The organism is Intrasporangium zincisolvens, assembly GCF_034724055.1.
Classification (GTDB): Bacteria; Actinomycetota; Actinomycetes; order Actinomycetales; family Dermatophilaceae; genus Monashia; species Monashia zincisolvens.
In genome coordinates this window covers 39,321-55,466 of the sequence record NZ_JAWIIL010000005.1, presented here as the reverse complement: position 1 = coordinate 55,466, position 16,146 = coordinate 39,321, and the positions used below count along the sequence as shown (strand labels likewise).

Here is a 16,146-nt window from a genome sequence, read left to right as displayed (position 1 = left end):
GGGTCCTACCCTCCGCCGGCCTCAGGAGAAGAAGGAGCGGACCGCCTCGACGACTCGTTCCTGGTCGCAGTCGGTGAGCTCGGTGGCGCACGGCAGGGAGACACCGCGGGCGAAGAGCCCGTCCCCGACGCCGCCGCCGAGCAGCGGCGCCGACGCGAACGGCGGCTGGGCGTGCAGCGGTCGCCAGAGCGCCCGGGCCCCCACACCGAGCCCGTGCAGGTGCTCGAGCAGCTCGTCGCGACCGCGGCCGTCGCCCTCGGGCATCAGCGCGGAGTAGAGCCAGTACGTCGCGTCCATCCCCTCGATCCGCGGGGGCAGGACGAGGGGCAGGTCGGCGAACGCCTCGTCGTAGCGCGCGGCGATGCGGTGCTTGGCCGCCACGAAGTCGTCGAGACGCTCGAGCTGGGCCAGGCCCAGACCCGCGGCGAGGTTGGTGAGCCGGTAGTTGTAGCCGACCTCGTCGTGGAGGTAGCCGACGTCCGGCACCTTGGCCTGGGTCGTCAGGTGACGGGCCCGCGCGGCGAGCTCGTCGTCGTCGGTGACGAGCATCCCGCCGCCGCCGGTGGTCGCGATCTTGTTGCCGTTGAAGGAGAAGCAGCCGATGCGTCCGACGGTGCCGGTGTGCCGGCCGGCGTAGCGGCCGCCCGACCACGAGGCGCCGAGCGACTCGGCAGCGTCCTCGAGGATCGCGACGCCGTGGCGCTCGCACGCGTCGACGAGCGGCTCGATGTCGGCGGGCTGGCCGAGGACGTGGACGACCTCGACGACCTTCGGCAGCGGCCGGCCCTCGGCCGCGCGCCGGTCGAGCTCGCCGGCGAGCAGCTCCGGATCGAGGTTCCACGTGCGCGTCTCGGAGTCGACGAGCACCGGCCGGGCGCCGAGGTAGGCGATCGGGTTGACCGAGCCGACGAACGTGAAGTCGGAGCAGAACACCTCGTCGTCGCGCTCGACGCCGAGCAGGACCAGCCCGACGTGGATGGCCGCCGTGCCCGTCGAGCACGCGACGGCGTGCTTCGCCCCGACGCGCTCGGCGAAGCGGCGCTCGAACTCCGAGACGAAGGGTCCGACCGACGAGACGAAGCCGGACTCGACGGCCTCGAGGACGTACCGACGCTCCAGCTCGCCGATGTTGGGCACGGCCAGCGGGATGGTGCCCTCGGGGCCCCGTGCGCCGGGGGCGTGCGCCTCGCCGGTGCCGCTCACCGGTGGTACCGCGCGGCCGACTCGAGGTCGACGCGGGAGCGCAGCCACTCGGCCGTGGCCGCGAGCCCGTCCTCGAGCGACACCGTCGGGGCCCATCCGAGCACCTCGTTGGCGCGCGAGGGGTCCGACAGCAGGATCTGCACCTCGGAGTTCTCCGGTCGGATGCGGTCGCTCTCGGTGACGATCTCTGCGTCGTTGTCGGTGACCTTCTTGCACAGCTCGACGACCTCGCCGACCGAGACGGTGCGCCCGGTACCGAGCTGGATCGTCGTGCCCGGCTCGACGTCGGCCAGGGCCGCCCGGACGAAGCCGTCGGCGGTGTCACTGACGAAGGTGAAGTCGCGCTTGGGGCTCAGGTCGCCGAGGCGCAGCTCGGACGCGCCGGCGAGCAGCTGCGACAGGACGGTCGGGATGACGGCGCGCGTCGACTGCCGCGGGCCGAAGGTGTTGAACGGGCGCAGCGTCATGACCGGCGTGCCGAACGACAGGGCGTAGGACTCGCACATCTTGTCGGCCGAGATCTTCGTGGCCGAGTACGGCGACTGGCCGCGCAGCGGGTGCTCCTCGGTGATCGGCACCGACTCCGGCGTGCCGTACACCTCGGAGGTCGACGTGTTGACCATCCGCGGCACGCCCTGGCGGCGCACGGCCTCGAGGACGTTGAGCGTGCCGATGACGTTGGTCTCGACGTACGAGCGGGGCGCCACGTAGGAGAACGGGATCGCGATGAGGGCTGCGAGGTGCAGCACGACGTCGACGCCCTCGGCGCTGGCCATGACGTGCTCGGGGTCGCGGATGTCACCGAGCACGACCTCCGCCTGCCCCTCGCGGACGGCCCGCTTGAACGCGTCGGACTCCTCGAGCCAGCCGGTCGATCCGTTGGAGTTGTAGAGGCAGAACGCGCGGACCTTCGCACCGTCGGCGACGAGGCGCTCGACGACGTTGCTGCCGATGAAGCCGTCCGAGCCGGTCACGAGGACCGTCTTGCCGGCGATCGAGCCGTTCATCGGCTTCGGCGTGAGGTCCGTCGTGAGGTCCCTCGTGAGGTCCGTCGTCAGTTCCGTTGTCACAGTTGCCTTCTCATCCGGTGTCATCGTTCTCGTTCGTGCTCGTTCGTTCTCGTTCGTGCTCGTTCGTGCTCGTTCGTGCTCGTTCGTCGGTGCTCGGCGGTCGCGGCCCGCTCAGGCCTGGCCCTGCGCGCGGGCGAGGTCGCCGGGCGTGCCGACGTCGATCCACTCGGACTGGATCGGCCAGGCCGTCACCGGCTCGCCGCGTCCGAGGCAGGTCTCGACGAGCTCGGGCATCGTGCTCGCCCGGCCGACGGGCAGCCAGGCCAGGGCCCGCGGCTCGACGGCGTAGACGGCGGCGTTGATGTCGAAGCTCAGCGTCGGCTTCTCCGACAGCGCCGTGACGCGTCCGCCCTCGCTCTCGACCACGCCGAAGGGCACCTCGTGCTGGTAGGTGCGCGTCGCGACGGTGACGGCCGCGCCGCTGCGCTGGTGCGCCTCGAGCAGCTGGCCGGCGTCGTAGTCGACCATGAGGTCGCCGTTCATGACGACGACCGGGTGGGCGAGCTCGGGCCGCTGCTCGCGCAGCAGGGTCAGGGAGCCGGCGGTGCCGAGCGGCAGCTCGGGGTCCTCGCGCAGGTAGCGGACGGCGCAGCCGAGGCGTGAGCCGTCGCCGAGGTGCTCCTCGATCTGGTCGGCGAGGTAGTTGACGCTGACGTAGATCTCGCGGATGCCGTCGCCGACGAGCCCGAGCACGATCCACTCGAGGATCGAGCGCCCTGCCACGGTCATGAGCGGCTTGGGGGTGTCGCGCGTCAGGTCGCCGAGGCGGGTGCCCCGTCCCCCGGCCATGACGACGGCGACGTTCGGCAGCGGCGCCGACCCGACGACGTCGGACAGCGTGTGCAGGCCGACGAGGGTGCCGTCCTGCTCGACCTCGGGCACGGCGGAGATCCGCAGGGCCTGCATGAGGTCGAGGACCAGCGCGCGTGGCGAGCCGGCGGCCACGACGTGCGGGCTCGTCGTCGCGTGGTTCAGCGCGGGGTCCTCGAGGCTCGTGCCCGACAGGAACGCGCGGCGCAGGTCGCCGTCGGTGAGCAGGCCCGCGAGGCGTCCGGCGTCGTCGACGAGGAGGCACACGAGCGTCGCGCTGCGGTCGACGACCTCGAGCGCGTCGCGGATCGTCGCCGTCGTCGGCGCGCTCGCGGCGCGCAGGTCACGGGCGGTCACCGGTCCTCCTCGCCCGTCGGGCTCGCTGGAGCTGCTCCGCCGTGGACGGGCAGGTCGACGAAGCGCTTGACGCGCGGGGCGGTGCCCGCTCCCCGAACGATAGCGAGGATGCGGCCGCTGGCTTCACCGGCTCCGTACGGGTTGGTCGTCGCGCGCGCCCGCTCGCGCGCTGCGGGGGTCAGCGACGCGCGCACGGCGGCCTCGACCGACGCGCGTCCCTCGTCCGCGTGGGCGACGTTGGCCCCGCGCAGGCGGCCCCGCTGGCGCTCGCCCACGTCGACGGCGGGCACGTGGACGCTCGCTGCCTCGATGACGCCCGAGCTGGAGTTGCCGACGACGACGTCGGCCGAGGCGAGCACGCGCGGGTAGTCGCGACCGAGGGCCTCGACGACGCGCAGGCGCGGCTCTCGTGCCGCCACCTCCTCGAGCGCGGCGATGATCGCCTCGCGCCCCTCGTCCATGCCGGGGTGGGTGGCCACGACGGTGCCCGCCGCGGCGAGCGTCGCCTCGAGCGCCTCGCGGGCCCACACGCCCACGGGGGCACCGGGCTGGGCCGTCGGCGGGTGGTAGGTGAAGAGGGCGAACGGCCGCTCGAGGGCCTCGACGCCGACGAGCCCGGCGAGCGCCGCGTCGTCGAGCGGCTCGGCTGCCGCGAGCCGGTCGAGCCCCGGCGCCCCGGTGACGTGCACCCGGTCGGCGGGCTCGCCCATCTGGCGCAGGCGCACCGCCGACTCCTCCGACGCGACGCAGTGCTGGTCGGCGAGCTTGGTCACGGCGTGCCGGATGCGCTCGTCGACGGCTCCCTCGGTGATCTCTCCGCCGTGCAGGTGCACGACCGGCACCCCGAGCAGGAACGCGGGCGGCACGACGTAGAGCAGCTCCCAGCGGTCGCCGAGCACGACGAGCGCGTCGGCGCCGACGCGCCCGAGCACCTCCCCGGCGGCACGCGCGATGACGGCACCCTGCTCGAGCTGGGTCGCCACCGTGACGGTGGTCATCGGCTCGGCGAGGGGCACGACGCGCTCGCGCCACGCCTCCCGGGTCAGCACCGCCGGCAGCGCGGCGGCGAGGTCGTCGGCGGCGTACATGACGCCGGTGAGCACGAGGAGGTCGAGGTCGTCGGCCGTCGCGAGGGCCTCGAGCACCGGCGAGAGGGGGCCGAGGTCGGCCCGCGTGCCGACGAAGACGGCGACGGTCGTGCGGTGCCTGCCGTCGGCCTCCGGACCTGCCACCTCAGGCCTCGAGGTCGGCGTCGGTGAGCGGGGCGCCCGCCGTGACGCCGCGAGCGAGGACGCGTCCGCGCACGTCGACCGCCGGGCTGACGCCGCCCTCGGGACGCAGCAGCCGCAGGTCGGCGCCGGTCAGGGCGTGCCCGGCCGGCAGGTCGGCGGCCACGTGCCAGGACCGGCGCACGAGCGTCGCGTTCTCCTCCTCCGAGGGCTGGCGCACCTTGACGCCGTCGCCGAGGGCGCGGGCCAGCACCTTGGTCTCGCGGACGTACTCGGTGAGGGCGTCGGGCTCGAGGCTCGCGAGGTGGTCGGGGCCCGGCAGCGTGCGGTCGGCCGTGAAGTGCTTCTCCAGGACCGGGGCCCCGAGGGCGACGGCGCCGAGGGCGGTCGTCAGGCCGGGGGTGTGGTCGGACCAGCCGACCGGCACGCCGTGCCTGGCTGCGAGGGCCGGGATGACGCGCAGGTTGCACTCGTCGACGGGGGCCGGGTAGGCCGACACGCAGTGGAAGAGCACGAGCCCGGGCGCGTCGGCGCAGGCCTCGACAGCGTCGGCCACCTCGGCCTCGGTGCCCATGCCGGTCGACACGAGCAGGGTGACGCCGAGCCGCGACAGCTCGCGCAGGTAGGGCAGGTTGGTCAGCTCGCCCGAGCTGACCTTGAGGGCGGTGAGCCCGAGGCCGACGAGCATCTCGGCGCTGTCGAGGTCGAACGGCGTCGACAGGAAGGTCGTGCCGGCCTCGCGGGCGTGGTCGCGCAGCTCGGCCCACACCGACTCGGGCAGCGTCAGGGCCTCGAGGAGGCTGCGCTGGTCGGCGCTGCCGCCCCGGTCGCGCTGGTACGGCGTCGTCGCGGCAGCCGAGGACACGAGCTTGTCGGGCGAGAAGGTCTGGAACTTCACGGCATCGGCGCCCGAGGCGGCGGCGATGTCGACGAGCCGGTGGGCGAGCTCGGCGTCGCCGTTGTGGTTGACGCCGGCCTCGGCGATGACGTGCACCTGACCCGGCGTCGGCACCGTCGTGCCCGCGAGGTCGACGGCACGGACCCGTGGTGGCGTCCCCGGCAGGTGGTCGGTGGCGTGCGTGGTCACGGGTGTCCTCCGGTCTGGGTGGTCGGACGGAGCGGAGTCGGGCCGGTCTGACGGGCAGGCACGCCGACGACGGTGACGCCGTCGGGTACGTCGGCGGCGACGACCGCGCCCGCGCCGACGGTGACCCCGGACCCGACGCGGACGCCGGGCAGGACGCGAGCGCCGCTGCCGACGAGGGTTCCGGCACCCACCGAGGCGGCCCCGAGCAGGACCGCGCCCGGGGCGATGTGGGCGCCCTCGCCCACGGTGCAGTCGTGCTCGACGACGGCGGCCGTGTTGACGACCACGGCGGTGCCGAGCACGGTGGCCGGCCCGACGTGGGCGTGCTCGAGCACGACGGTGCCGGCCCCGAGCCGGGAGTGCGGGGCCACGGTGGCGGTGGCCGCGACGACGGCCGGGGCGACGAGATCGCGCTCGGCCACCTCGCGCATCAGCCGGAGCCGGCCCGCATTGCTGCCGATCGCGACAGCGACGACGAGACCGTCGACCTCGGCGCGGTCGAGCGCGTCGACGTCGGTCTCGAGCCTCTCGACGTGCCAGTCACGCCCACCGGCGTCGCCGACGACCGCAACGACGCGGTGGCCGGCACGCTCGAGCACGTCGACGACCGAGTGGGCGTGCCCGCCGGCACCGAGGACGACCCAGCCCGCCACGTCAGACCGCCTTCGGCGCCTGCGCGGCAGGCACGTGGCCGAGCGACGCGGCAGCCTCGGCGAACGCGTCGCCGACCTTGCGGATGTTGTCGGGCTCGAGGACGGCGGGCACCCGCGGCGGGTCGAGCACGAGGCCCTGCCACGAGTTGCGGACGTACTCGTGGGCGAACCACGCGTCGATGTCCTTCTCGTCGGCGCGCAGCGAATCCCAACCACGGTCCGCGACGAACCGGGGCAGGTCGTCGGGGCTGGCGAGCGTCGCGACGTTGCCGAGCGCGCTCCACGGCATCCGGGCGCCCGACACGACGGGCAGCCCGAGCAAGCCGGCCTCGAGGCCGACGGTGCCGGTGGCGGTCGTCGTGAAGACGGCCCGCTTCATGAGGTCGCGGGAGTCGGCGAACGGGTCGATCGTCGCGATGTTGGGGTGGGCGTCGAACTGCGGCCAGTAGTCGGGGTCGCGGCGCCACATGAAGTGGGCGTGCTCCTTGACGGCGACGCCGATGCCGAGCGGCGCGAGCGCGTCGGCGAGGACGCGTGCGGTGTAGGCCTGGTCGCGCCACTCCTGGCCCATGACGTCGGCGCTCGACTCGGGCTGCACCTGCAGCGGCAGGAACACGAACTTCTCGGGCACCGGGTCCCACCGCCGCGACCGGTACTCGCGCAGGTTGAGGCGGGCCTTGACCGGGTTGAGCCAGGGCAGCCGGGCGTAGTCGCTCGGGCGCGGCAGCTGCAGGTTGGCGCCGCGGTCGACGGCGAACTCCCTGACGCGGTCAGTGGCGAGGCGCCAGATCTCGCCGCCGGTCTCGACCTTGAGGTTGCGGGCGTAGCCCATCGGACGGCCGTGCTCGGTGCGCCAGTCGGCGATGAACCGCTCGCCCGCCGCGACGGCCGACGCGTCCTCGACCTGCCGCTCCCACAGGGTGATCCCCTTGGGCGCGCCGATGAGACCGAACCGGTCCGAGGGCAGCCGGATGCCGCGCGGCCACGTGGCGAGGCCCCCGTGGTGGGTGACGAGCCCGGCCGTCAGCAGCTCGGAGGTCACGGTGAACTCGACGAGCGCGAGCATCGGCCCCCGGTCGGCGATGACGGCCTCGAGCTCCTCGGCGGCGAGGTTGAGAAAGTTCATCGCGGTGTCGACGCGGTTGCGACGCAGGGCGCGCTCGGACACGAGCAGGTCGAGCGGGTCGAGCCCGACGCCGGCACAGGCTCGCTTGAGCGCGGCGTGCGGGGCCAGGCCGCTGACGACGTTGGCCTTGCGCGCCTGCGCGTAGGGCAGGCGGACGGTCGTGGCGCGGGGCGCATGACGACGCACCCACGCGAGGTTGGCGTCGGTGCGCACGACGAGGACGAGGTCCTTGGTCTCGAAGCCGGCGTGGACGAGCGCCGGAACGAGGAGGTCGTCGTAGCCCAGTCCCATGTGGACGAGGGGTGTCACCACGAAAGCGTCTCTCCTGGAAGGTCGGGGGCGGGAGGAGGTCGGGCCCGCCTCCCGGCGGCGCCCCATCCTATCCGCGCAGGCTCCGCAGGACGCCGGGCGCGAGGGCGAGGGCGGCACCGGCCACGAGCACCGCGAGGCCGGCGCGCAGCCACAGCCCGACGCCCTCGGCAGGCAGGAAGGCCCCGACGAGCGCGAGCACCACCGACGCGACGGCCACGACGACGAGCCGCCCGGGCCAGCGCAGCGGCGAGTGCCGGACCGCGGCCCCCGTCGTGACCGCCATGAGCACGACGTAGGCCAGCGCCTTGGCCACCGCGACGCCGACGAGGCCGAGCCCTGCCTTCGACGTGAGCAGCCAGGCGGCGGCGACGAGGACGGCGAGCGCCGCGAGCGCCGCCCAGGCCAGGCGCCCCGTGCGCTCGACGTCGAGAACGGCGAGCGAGGAGCCCTGGTAGACCATGTACGCCACCGCAACGGTCGACACGACGCCGAGGGCCGTGACGATGGCGGCGCGGTCGAAGCTCGGGGCGGCCATCACGGCGACGAGCCACGGGCCGAGCAGGGCGACGCCGGCGGCCCCGGCCCCCACGACCGTGGTCAGTGCCGTGCCGGTGCGGGCCGTCCACGCCCACCGGTCCGCGAGCGGCCGCGACAGCACGAGCGGGCCCCACGCGTTGAAGAGCGCCACCGCGAGGACGAACGGCATGTTCCCGAGCTGGAGCGCCACCTGGTACTCACCGGCGGCCGCGGTGCCCACGAGCCACCCGGTGAGCAGGACGTCGCCGGACAGCAGCCCGAGCATCGCGACCGCCTGCGGCAGCAGCGGCGCCGCGAGGCGGACGCCGGCCCGCACCCGCGCGCGCTCGACCGTGGGCGGCAGCGGCCGCCCGAGCACGAGGGCGAGGACGGCGGCGAGCACGACGACCGACGCGTACGCGGTGAGGTACGTGGCCGCGCTGCGGTCGACGCGGGCCGCGACGACGCCGGCGAGCTGGGCGCCGACCGTCGCCAACACCGCGAGCGCGAGGAAACCCCACGGCTGCAGGCGAGCCCGCATCAGGGTCTGTCCCGAGACGACGGTGGTCAGGCCGACGGAAGCGACGACGAGCGGCAGCCACTGGGCGAGGTCGGCGTGCCCGGCTGCGGACAGGACCAGGGCGACCGCGAGACCGACGACGCCGAGCCCGAGGCCGAGCAGCACCATCGTGCCGGCCAGGGCGCGTGCGACCCGGGGCCCCTCGGCGCCGCGGTGGTGCTCGCGGAGGATCACCTGGGGCAGGCCGGCCGCGGCGATGGTGCCGACCATCTGCACGACGACGAGCCCCGTCGCCACCTGGCCGAACTCCGTGGCGCCGAGCACGCGCGTCGCGAAGGGCAGCACGAGCAGGACGCCGAGGCCCTGCAGAGCCGTGCCGACGAGGTAGACGACCGAGTGGGCACCGAGCGAGCCGGACGCAGCGGGCGCACCGGGCACCGACGGCTCGGTGTCGGTCACCGGGGACTCGCGCTCGTCTGCCACGATGGTGAACCTACTAGGGCGGAGGAGGACCGGGTGAGCACGAGGTGAGCGCGGGCGTCGTCGTGCGCGGCGCCGGGTCGATCGGCCGCCGCCACGCCCGGGTCCTCTCGGCCCTCGGGTGCTCCGTGTCGCTGTGGCCGGTGCGCCCGCGCGGCACCGACTCCGACCCCGACCTGCCCGGCGTCCGCGTCGTCGGGGACGCGTCGGCGCCGGCCCTGCTCGCGGCCGCGGACCTCGTCGTCGTCGCCACCGACACCGGGCGGCACGTCACCGACACCGTCGCCGCCCTCGATGCCGGGGCCCGGCGGGTCCTGCTCGAGAAGCCCGTGGCCCCGACGCGTGCCGACGCGGAGGCGCTCGCCGCCCACGCCCGCGCCGGTGACGTCTGGGTCGCGGCCCCGCTGCGCGCCCACGCCGCCTTCCGTCACGTCCTCGCGTCGGCCGGTTCGGTCTCGGGCAGCACGCCCGGCAGCACCGTCTCGGCACACGCCTGGTCGCAGTCGTGGCTGCCCGACTGGCGCCCCGACCGCGACCACCGCGCGTCCTACTCGGCCCGGGCCGACGAGGGCGGGGTCCTGCGCGACCTCGTCCACGAGCTCGACTACCTCTCCGTGCTGCTCGGGCCGCCGACGCTCCTCGGCGCGCGGCTCGAGCACGACGGCCCGCTCGGCATCGAGGCCGAGCAGGCCGCGACGCTGCTGTGGTCGGCCGGCCGCGCCACCGTCACCTGCCGCCTCGACTACGTGACGCGTCCGGCCACCCGGGGCGTCGTGCTGCGCGGGCCCGACGGCTGCCTCGAGTGGGACGTGCCCTCGGCCACGGTGCGGCACACCGGCCCTGACGGCGCGGTCACCACGCGCGTCTTCGACGCCGACCTCGACCGCGACGCGACGATGGCCACCCAGGCCCGCGCCGCCCTGGAGCTCTCCCCCGCCACCGACGCCGCGACGCGTCATGCCGCGGGAGCCCCCGCCACCCTCGCCGAGGGACTGGCCACCCTGGACCTCTGCGACCGAGCGAGGCAGCTGTCATGAACCCGCCCCGCATCCTCGCGGTGATCCCGGCCCGCGGCGGCTCGAAAGGCCTCCCCGGCAAGAACATCCGCCCGTTGGCAGGCCTGCCGCTCATCGCGCACTCGGTCCGCGCCGCGGCCCTGACGCCCGAGGTCACGCGGTGCGTCGTCACCACCGACTCGGAGGAGATCGCCGCCGTCGCCCGGGCGCACGGCGGCGAAGCGCCGTTCCTGCGCCCGGCGCACCTCGCCGGCGACGACGCCCCGATGGCCCCGGTCGTGCGGCACGCCCTCGAGTGGGTCGAGGCCGACGAGGGGCGCTCCTACGACGCCGTCCTCCTCCTCGACCCCACGAGCCCCTCCCGCGTGCCCGCCCAGCTCGCCGAGGCGGCCACGCGCCTCACCGACGACCCGGCCCTCGACGGGGTCATCGCCGTGTCCGAGCCGACGTTCAACCCGGTGTGGGTCGGTGTCCGCCCGGCCGACGCGTCGCACCCCGACGGGCCGCTGACCCGGTTCATCGACGCCGGCACCGGCATCACCCGTCGCCAGGACGCCGCGCGGTTCCTGCGGATCAACGGCAACTTCTACCTGTGGCGGGCCGACTTCGTGCGCCGCCTCGAGGCGTCGTGGTTCGACGAGGGCACCCACGCGGGGCTGGAGATCCCCGAGGCCCAGGCCTTCTCGATCGACGACGAGTACGAGTTCCGCCTCATCGAGGCCCTCGTCGGCGCCGGCCTCATCACGCTGCCCTGGCTCGACGCGCACGCCACTCCCCCGGAGGACGCCCGATGAACACCGACCTCACCGACCGCACCGCCGTCGTCACCGGCGGCGCCGGCCCGCTCGGCCGGGTGCTCTGCGACGCGCTCGCGACGGCGGGGGCGCGGGTCGTCGTCGTCGACCTCGACGCGTCCGCCTGCGCCGCTGCCGCGGACGACCTGCCCGGCGCGGGCCACGTGCCCCTGGCCGCGAACCTCCTCGACCCACAAGGTCTTTCGACCGTCGTGGACGCCGTCACCGGGCTCGGGGCGTGCGACGTCCTCGTCAACAACGCCGCCTTCACCGGCACGTCTGGGGTGCCCGGCTACGCGGTGCCGTTCGAGGAGCAGACCGACGACGCGTTCACCATGGCCCTCGCCCTCAACCTCACGGCGCCGTTCTCGCTGACCCGACGCCTCGCCCCGCTGCTGCGCGCCGGTGGCCACGGCAGCGTCGTCAACGTGTCGAGCATCTACGGCCTCGTCGGGCCCAACATGGGCCTCTACGCCGGCACCCGGATGGGCAACCCGGCGGCGTACGCGGCGAGCAAGGGCGGCCTCGCCCAGCTGACCCGCTACCTGTCGACCGTCCTCGCGCCCGACGTGCGGGTCAACGCCTTCGCCCCCGGCGGCATCGCCCGTGGACAGGACGACGCCTTCGTCGAGCGCTACGAGGCGCTGACACCGCTGGCGCGGATGGGCACGGAGGACGACTTCCGCGGCGTCGTCACGTGGCTCGCCTCCGACGCGTCGGCCTACGTCACCGGCCAGGTCGTGGCCGTCGACGGCGGCTGGACGGCCTGGTAGGCCGCCCAGCCGGGTCGTCGCGCGTCCTCAGCCCTTGAGCTCGGGGGCGACCTTCTCCTCGAACAGCTCGATGCCGGACCGGTCGTATGCGGCCTCGCCGAAGTAGGTGATGGCGTAGGTCATGCCCCGGGACTCCATGTCCTTGAGCATCTCGACGACCTGCTCGGGCGTGCCCACGGCCGGCTGCCGGCGCAGGCTCTCGACGTGCTCCTCGACCTTCTTGTCGGGCACGCCGCCGCGGCGAAGCAGCTCGCCGTTGAACGTGAGCCGGTCCTCGACGTCGGACTCGGTCTCGCCGATGACGACGTTGTAGTTGGCCGAGCGGACGATCGAACCGAAGTCGCGGCCGAGGGCGTCGCAGTGGCCCTTGAGGATCTCGCTCTTGTGGTCGAAGCCCTCGGCGGCGCCGTCGAAGTTCGTGTAGTCGGCGTACTGCGCGGCGATCTTCAGGGTCACCTTCTCGCCGCCGCCGGCGATCCACATCGGGATGCCGTTGTCCGGGCTGCCCGGGTGGCTCGTGCCCTGCAGCGGCCGCGGGGCGCAGAGCGCGCCGTCGACCCGGTAGTACGCCCCGTCGAGCGTGGCCTCACCCTTGGTCCACATGTCGCGGAACACCTGGACGCCCTCGCGGAGCGCTCCGAGGCGGTCGCCGGCCTTGGGGAACCCGTAGCCGTAGGCACGCCACTCGTGCTCGTACCAGCCGGCGCCGATGCCCATCTCCGTGCGGCCGCCGGAGATGACGTCGACGGTCGCGGCCACCTTCGCGAGGTAGGCCGGGTTGCGGTAGGCCATGCACGTGCACATCTGGCCGAGCCGCACCCGGTCGGTCGCGGCGGCGAAGGCCGCCATGAGCGTCCACGCCTCGTGCGTGGCCTCGCCCGAGGGCTGCGGCACCGTGTGGAAGTGGTCGTAGACCCAGATGGACTCGAAGACGTCGCCGTCGTCGGCGTGCTTGGCGAGGTTGACCATGGCCTCCCACTGCTGGGCCGGCTCGATGCCGACGAGATCCATGCGCCAACCCTGGGGGACGAACATTCCAAATCGCATCGGGCCATCCAACCACGGGAGGCTGAACCCCTCCCTGATGCACCGGACGTGCCCGGATGTGCCCGGACGCGTCCGGTGCTCCCACGCGTGTGAGGATGGGGCGCATGGCCCCCCACCGCAACGACCCCGACGTCATCCGCGACCTGCTCCACACGCCAGCGACGTGGGCCGTCGTCGGGCTCGGCGACAACCCCGACCGCACCGCGTACCGCGTCTCGCTGTGGCTCCAGCGCGAGCTCGGCATGCGCCTCGTGCCCGTGCACCCGTCGGCCGCCACCGTCCACGGCGCCACGGGCTACGCGTCGCTCGCCGACATCCCCGACGGCGCGGTCGTCAAGGTCGTCGACTTCTTCGTCAACAGCGAGCACGTGGGGGCTGTCGTCGACGAGGCGATCGAGCAGCGTGAGCGGCTCGGTGTCGAGGCGCTGTGGCTGCAGCTCGGCGTCATCGACGCGGACGCCGCGGCCCGCGCCGAGGCGGCCGGGCTCTCGGTCGTCATGGACACCTGCCCGAAGATCGAGTTCCCGCGGGTCCAGCCCGGCGACGGAGCCGACGCCGTCACCGGCTGAGCCCTACCGGCCCTCGGCGTCAGTCCGGCGTCAGTCCGGCGTCAGTCGAGGCCGCGGGCGACCTCGTCGCGCAGCTTGGCGCCCTTGGCGTGAGCCTGGTCGCGGAGGTCCTCCTGGAAGGCGAGCATCCGCTCGCGCACGTCGGCAGCCAGCTCGTCCGAGCCCGACGCCACGATCCGGGCCGCGAGCAAACCCGCGTTGCGGGCCCCGCCCACCGACACGGTGGCCACCGGCACCCCGGCCGGCATCTGCACGATCGACAGCAGCGAGTCCATCCCGTCGAGGTACTTCAGCGGCACCGGCACGCCGACGACCGGCAGCGGCGTCACCGACGCGAGCATGCCCGGCAGGTGGGCCGCTCCCCCGGCACCCGCGATGACGACGCGCAGCCCGCGGTCCGCGGCGTCGTGGCCGTAGGCGATCATCTCGTCGGGCATCCGGTGCGCCGACACGACGTCGGCCTCGAACGGGATGCCGAACTCCTGCAGCGCCCGCGCGGCCTCGCGCATGACCGGCCAGTCGCTGTCGCTGCCCATGACGATGCCGACGACGGGGTCGACGGCGGCGGTGGTCTGCTGCTCGCTCACGGTGTCCTCGCTCTCACTCGGTGACGATGCCGCGCAGGTAGTCGGCGGCGTGCCCGGCCCGCTCGCGCGCGTCGGCGAGGTCGGCGCCGCTCACGTTGACGTGGCCGATCTTGCGGCCCGGGCGCACGCCCTTGCCGTAGAGGTGGACCTTGACGCCGGGGTCGCGGGCCATGATGTGCCGGTAGGCCGAGTAGAGCTCCTCGTGCTCCGGGCGGTCGCCGCCGAGGACGTTGGCCATGACGGTCCACGGGGCGCGCGGGCGCGGGTCGCCGAGCGGCAGGTCGAGCACGGCGCGCAGGTGCTGCTCGAACTGGCCCGTCACGGCGCCGTCCATCGACCAGTGGCCGCTGTTGTGCGGGCGCATCGCCAGCTCGTTGACGAGGTACGCCGGTGCACCGCCGCGCTCGACCTCGAACATCTCGACGGCGAGCACGCCGGTGATGCCGAGCTCGCCGGCGATCCGCAGCGCGGCCTCGGTGGCGCTCGAGGAGAGGTCGGCCGACAGGTGCGGTGCCGGCGCGAGGACCTCGGTGCAGATCCCGTCGGTCTGGACCGTCTCGACGACGGGCCAGGCCGCGGCCTGCCCCGAAGGGCTGCGGGCCACGAGGACGGCGATCTCGCGGGTGAAGTCGACCTTCTCCTCGAGGAGCAGGCCGTCCTCCAGCGGGCCGGGCTCGCCGACGTGGGAGAGCCACTCGGCGACGTCGTCGACCGAACGGGCGACGGTGACGCCCTTGCCGTCGTAGCCGCCGCGGGGCGTCTTGGCGATGACCGGCCAGCCGACCTCGGCGGCGAAGGCCTCGACGTCCTCCGCGGTGCGGGCGGCGCGCCAGCGCGGGCACCCGACGCCGAGGGCCTCGAGGCGCTCGCGCATCGCGAGCTTGTCCTGGGCGAAGCGCAGCGCCGCGGGCGTCGGGTGCAGCACGACGCCCTCGGCCTCGAGCTCGGCGAGGACCTCCTGCGGCACGTGCTCGTGGTCGAAGGTCACGACGTCGCACGACGCGGCGAAGGCGCGGATCGCCTCGACGTCGGTGTGCTCGCCGACCGGGGCGCTCGGCACGACGAGCGCGGCGGCCGCGGTGTCGCTCTCGGCGAGGACCGACAGCTGGATTCCGAGCTCGACGGCGGGGCCCTGCATCATCCGGGCCAGCTGGCCTCCGCCGACGACGCCGACGACGGGGAATCCTCCGGGGGCGCGCTTGGGCTGGCTCACGGCGCCCAAGCGTAGCCGCGCCCGCTCAGGCCCGAGCGTCCGGTCCACCCGAGGCGACCGGTGCGACGCCGGCGGGCTCGCCCTGCAGCTCGTCCGGCTCGGCGAGGACGGCCTCGGCGTGGCTCGGGTCGGCGAGGTCGGGGTGGTGGGTGCGCACGGCGGTGAAGGTCCACAGCTTGTTGAGCACGAACGACACCGGCGTCGTCACCGCGATGACGATGAGCTGGGCCCAGTAGAGGCGGGTGCGGAAGCCGGTCGAGTTGTCGAACACCGTCTCGGGCAGGTGCAGCGCCGAGTTCGGGTGCATGAGCAGCGTCAGCAGCACGAGCCCGACCACCTGGGCGAGCAGCCCGACGGCGAGGAAGGGCAGGTACTCGCGGATCCACCGCGCGTGCCGGCTCGTGCGGAAGGTCCAGGACCGGTTGAGCTGGAAGTTCCAGAGGTTGGCGACGAGGAAGGCGATCGTCGAGTACACGTGGTACCAGCGCACGTGGTACTCGGTGCCACCGAGCGCGAAGATCGCCTCGTGCTCGTCGGGGCCGAGCTTCTTGACGACGATGAGCGTCAGCATGTTGACGAGCACGCCGGACAGGCCCACGGCCCCGAACCGGAAGAGCAGCACCCAGTTGTGGCGGTGGCGCACGAACAGGAAGTGGTGCAGGCGCCTCACGGGCGCACCCTACCCCGGCTTCCCGAACGCGCCTGCAGGTTCGGCGAGTCCGTGACGTGGCCGTGCCCCACCGAGCCCAACCGAGCCCCGCCGAGCCCGGTTGCGTCACGGCCC

16 protein-coding genes are annotated in these 16,146 nt (G+C 74.2%); 4 read left to right on the top strand and 12 right to left on the bottom strand.

The window, feature by feature from the left end:
- Positions 1–21 precede the first annotated feature (21 nt).
- The 8 genes from RY076_RS14575 to RY076_RS14540 form a co-directional block, all read right to left on the bottom strand.
- Positions 22–1,203 carry a DegT/DnrJ/EryC1/StrS family aminotransferase gene (locus RY076_RS14575; RefSeq protein ID WP_323099311.1) on the bottom strand — a complete coding sequence of 394 codons (1,182 nt, stop codon included), beginning with the start codon at positions 1,201–1,203 and terminating at the stop codon, positions 22–24.
- On the bottom strand, positions 1,200–2,273 hold the full coding sequence (locus tag RY076_RS14570; RefSeq protein WP_323099310.1) for an SDR family NAD(P)-dependent oxidoreductase: 1,074 nt from the start codon (positions 2,271–2,273) through the stop codon (positions 1,200–1,202). The genes RY076_RS14575 and RY076_RS14570 overlap by 4 nt, the downstream gene beginning before the upstream one ends.
- A gap of 111 nt (positions 2,274–2,384) precedes the next feature.
- The gene (locus RY076_RS14565) at positions 2,385–3,440 is read right to left on the bottom strand and encodes a sugar phosphate nucleotidyltransferase (protein ID WP_323099308.1); all 1,056 of its coding nucleotides are present in this window, start codon (positions 3,438–3,440) and stop codon (positions 2,385–2,387) included.
- Complete coding sequence (gene neuC / locus RY076_RS14560) at positions 3,437–4,672, bottom strand: UDP-N-acetylglucosamine 2-epimerase (protein WP_323099306.1); 1,236 nt, start codon at positions 4,670–4,672, stop codon at positions 3,437–3,439. Before neuC ends, RY076_RS14565 begins: the two co-directional genes overlap by 4 nt.
- 1 nt (position 4,673) lies before the next feature.
- A complete protein-coding gene (locus RY076_RS14555) occupies positions 4,674–5,756 on the bottom strand; it encodes an N-acetylneuraminate synthase family protein (protein ID WP_323099304.1) in 1,083 nt (360 codons plus the stop codon).
- Positions 5,753–6,409 carry a NeuD/PglB/VioB family sugar acetyltransferase gene (locus tag RY076_RS14550; protein WP_323099302.1) on the bottom strand — a complete coding sequence of 219 codons (657 nt, stop codon included), beginning with the start codon at positions 6,407–6,409 and terminating at the stop codon, positions 5,753–5,755. The genes RY076_RS14555 and RY076_RS14550 overlap by 4 nt, the downstream gene beginning before the upstream one ends.
- A gap of 1 nt (position 6,410) precedes the next feature.
- Positions 6,411–7,844 (bottom strand): hypothetical protein, encoded by a 1,434-nt coding sequence (locus tag RY076_RS14545; protein ID WP_323099300.1) that lies wholly within the window; start codon positions 7,842–7,844, stop codon positions 6,411–6,413.
- A 70-nt stretch (positions 7,845–7,914) separates the two neighbouring features.
- A complete protein-coding gene (locus RY076_RS14540; RefSeq protein WP_323099299.1) occupies positions 7,915–9,366 on the bottom strand; it encodes a lipopolysaccharide biosynthesis protein in 1,452 nt (483 codons plus the stop codon).
- 44 nt (positions 9,367–9,410) lie between these two features.
- Here RY076_RS14540 and RY076_RS14535 point away from each other — a divergent pair, with 44 nt between their 5' ends.
- From RY076_RS14535 to RY076_RS14525, 3 genes are read left to right on the top strand one after another with little or no spacing between them, the layout of a single operon-like run.
- Positions 9,411–10,400: a Gfo/Idh/MocA family oxidoreductase gene (locus tag RY076_RS14535; RefSeq protein WP_323099297.1), complete on the top strand. Its 990-nt coding sequence runs from the start codon at positions 9,411–9,413 to the stop codon at positions 10,398–10,400.
- Positions 10,397–11,173, top strand: a complete 777-nt coding sequence (locus RY076_RS14530) for an acylneuraminate cytidylyltransferase family protein (RefSeq protein ID WP_323099295.1) — start codon at positions 10,397–10,399, stop codon at positions 11,171–11,173. Before RY076_RS14535 ends, RY076_RS14530 begins: the two co-directional genes overlap by 4 nt.
- A complete protein-coding gene (locus RY076_RS14525; protein ID WP_323099293.1) occupies positions 11,170–11,946 on the top strand; it encodes an SDR family oxidoreductase in 777 nt (258 codons plus the stop codon). Before RY076_RS14530 ends, RY076_RS14525 begins: the two co-directional genes overlap by 4 nt.
- 27 nt (positions 11,947–11,973) lie before the next feature.
- On the opposite strand, the gene RY076_RS14520 is transcribed toward RY076_RS14525, so the two are convergent.
- Positions 11,974–12,993, bottom strand: a complete 1,020-nt coding sequence (locus RY076_RS14520; RefSeq protein ID WP_323099291.1) for an LLM class F420-dependent oxidoreductase — start codon at positions 12,991–12,993, stop codon at positions 11,974–11,976.
- Between the two features lie 104 nt (positions 12,994–13,097).
- Here RY076_RS14520 and RY076_RS14515 point away from each other — a divergent pair, with 104 nt between their 5' ends.
- The gene (locus RY076_RS14515; protein WP_323099290.1) at positions 13,098–13,562 is read left to right on the top strand and encodes a CoA-binding protein; all 465 of its coding nucleotides are present in this window, start codon (positions 13,098–13,100) and stop codon (positions 13,560–13,562) included.
- Positions 13,563–13,603: 41 nt separating this feature from the next.
- Here RY076_RS14515 and purE read toward each other — a convergent pair whose 3' ends face one another.
- The 3 genes from purE to RY076_RS14500 form a co-directional block, all read right to left on the bottom strand.
- Positions 13,604–14,098: a 5-(carboxyamino)imidazole ribonucleotide mutase gene (purE, locus tag RY076_RS14510; RefSeq protein WP_323099830.1), complete on the bottom strand. Its 495-nt coding sequence runs from the start codon at positions 14,096–14,098 to the stop codon at positions 13,604–13,606.
- Between the two features lie 64 nt (positions 14,099–14,162).
- Positions 14,163–15,362: a 5-(carboxyamino)imidazole ribonucleotide synthase gene (locus RY076_RS14505; RefSeq protein WP_323099288.1), complete on the bottom strand. Its 1,200-nt coding sequence runs from the start codon at positions 15,360–15,362 to the stop codon at positions 14,163–14,165.
- A gap of 25 nt (positions 15,363–15,387) precedes the next feature.
- Complete coding sequence (locus tag RY076_RS14500) at positions 15,388–16,032, bottom strand: GtrA family protein (RefSeq protein WP_323099286.1); 645 nt, start codon at positions 16,030–16,032, stop codon at positions 15,388–15,390.
- Positions 16,033–16,146: the final 114 nt, after the last annotated feature.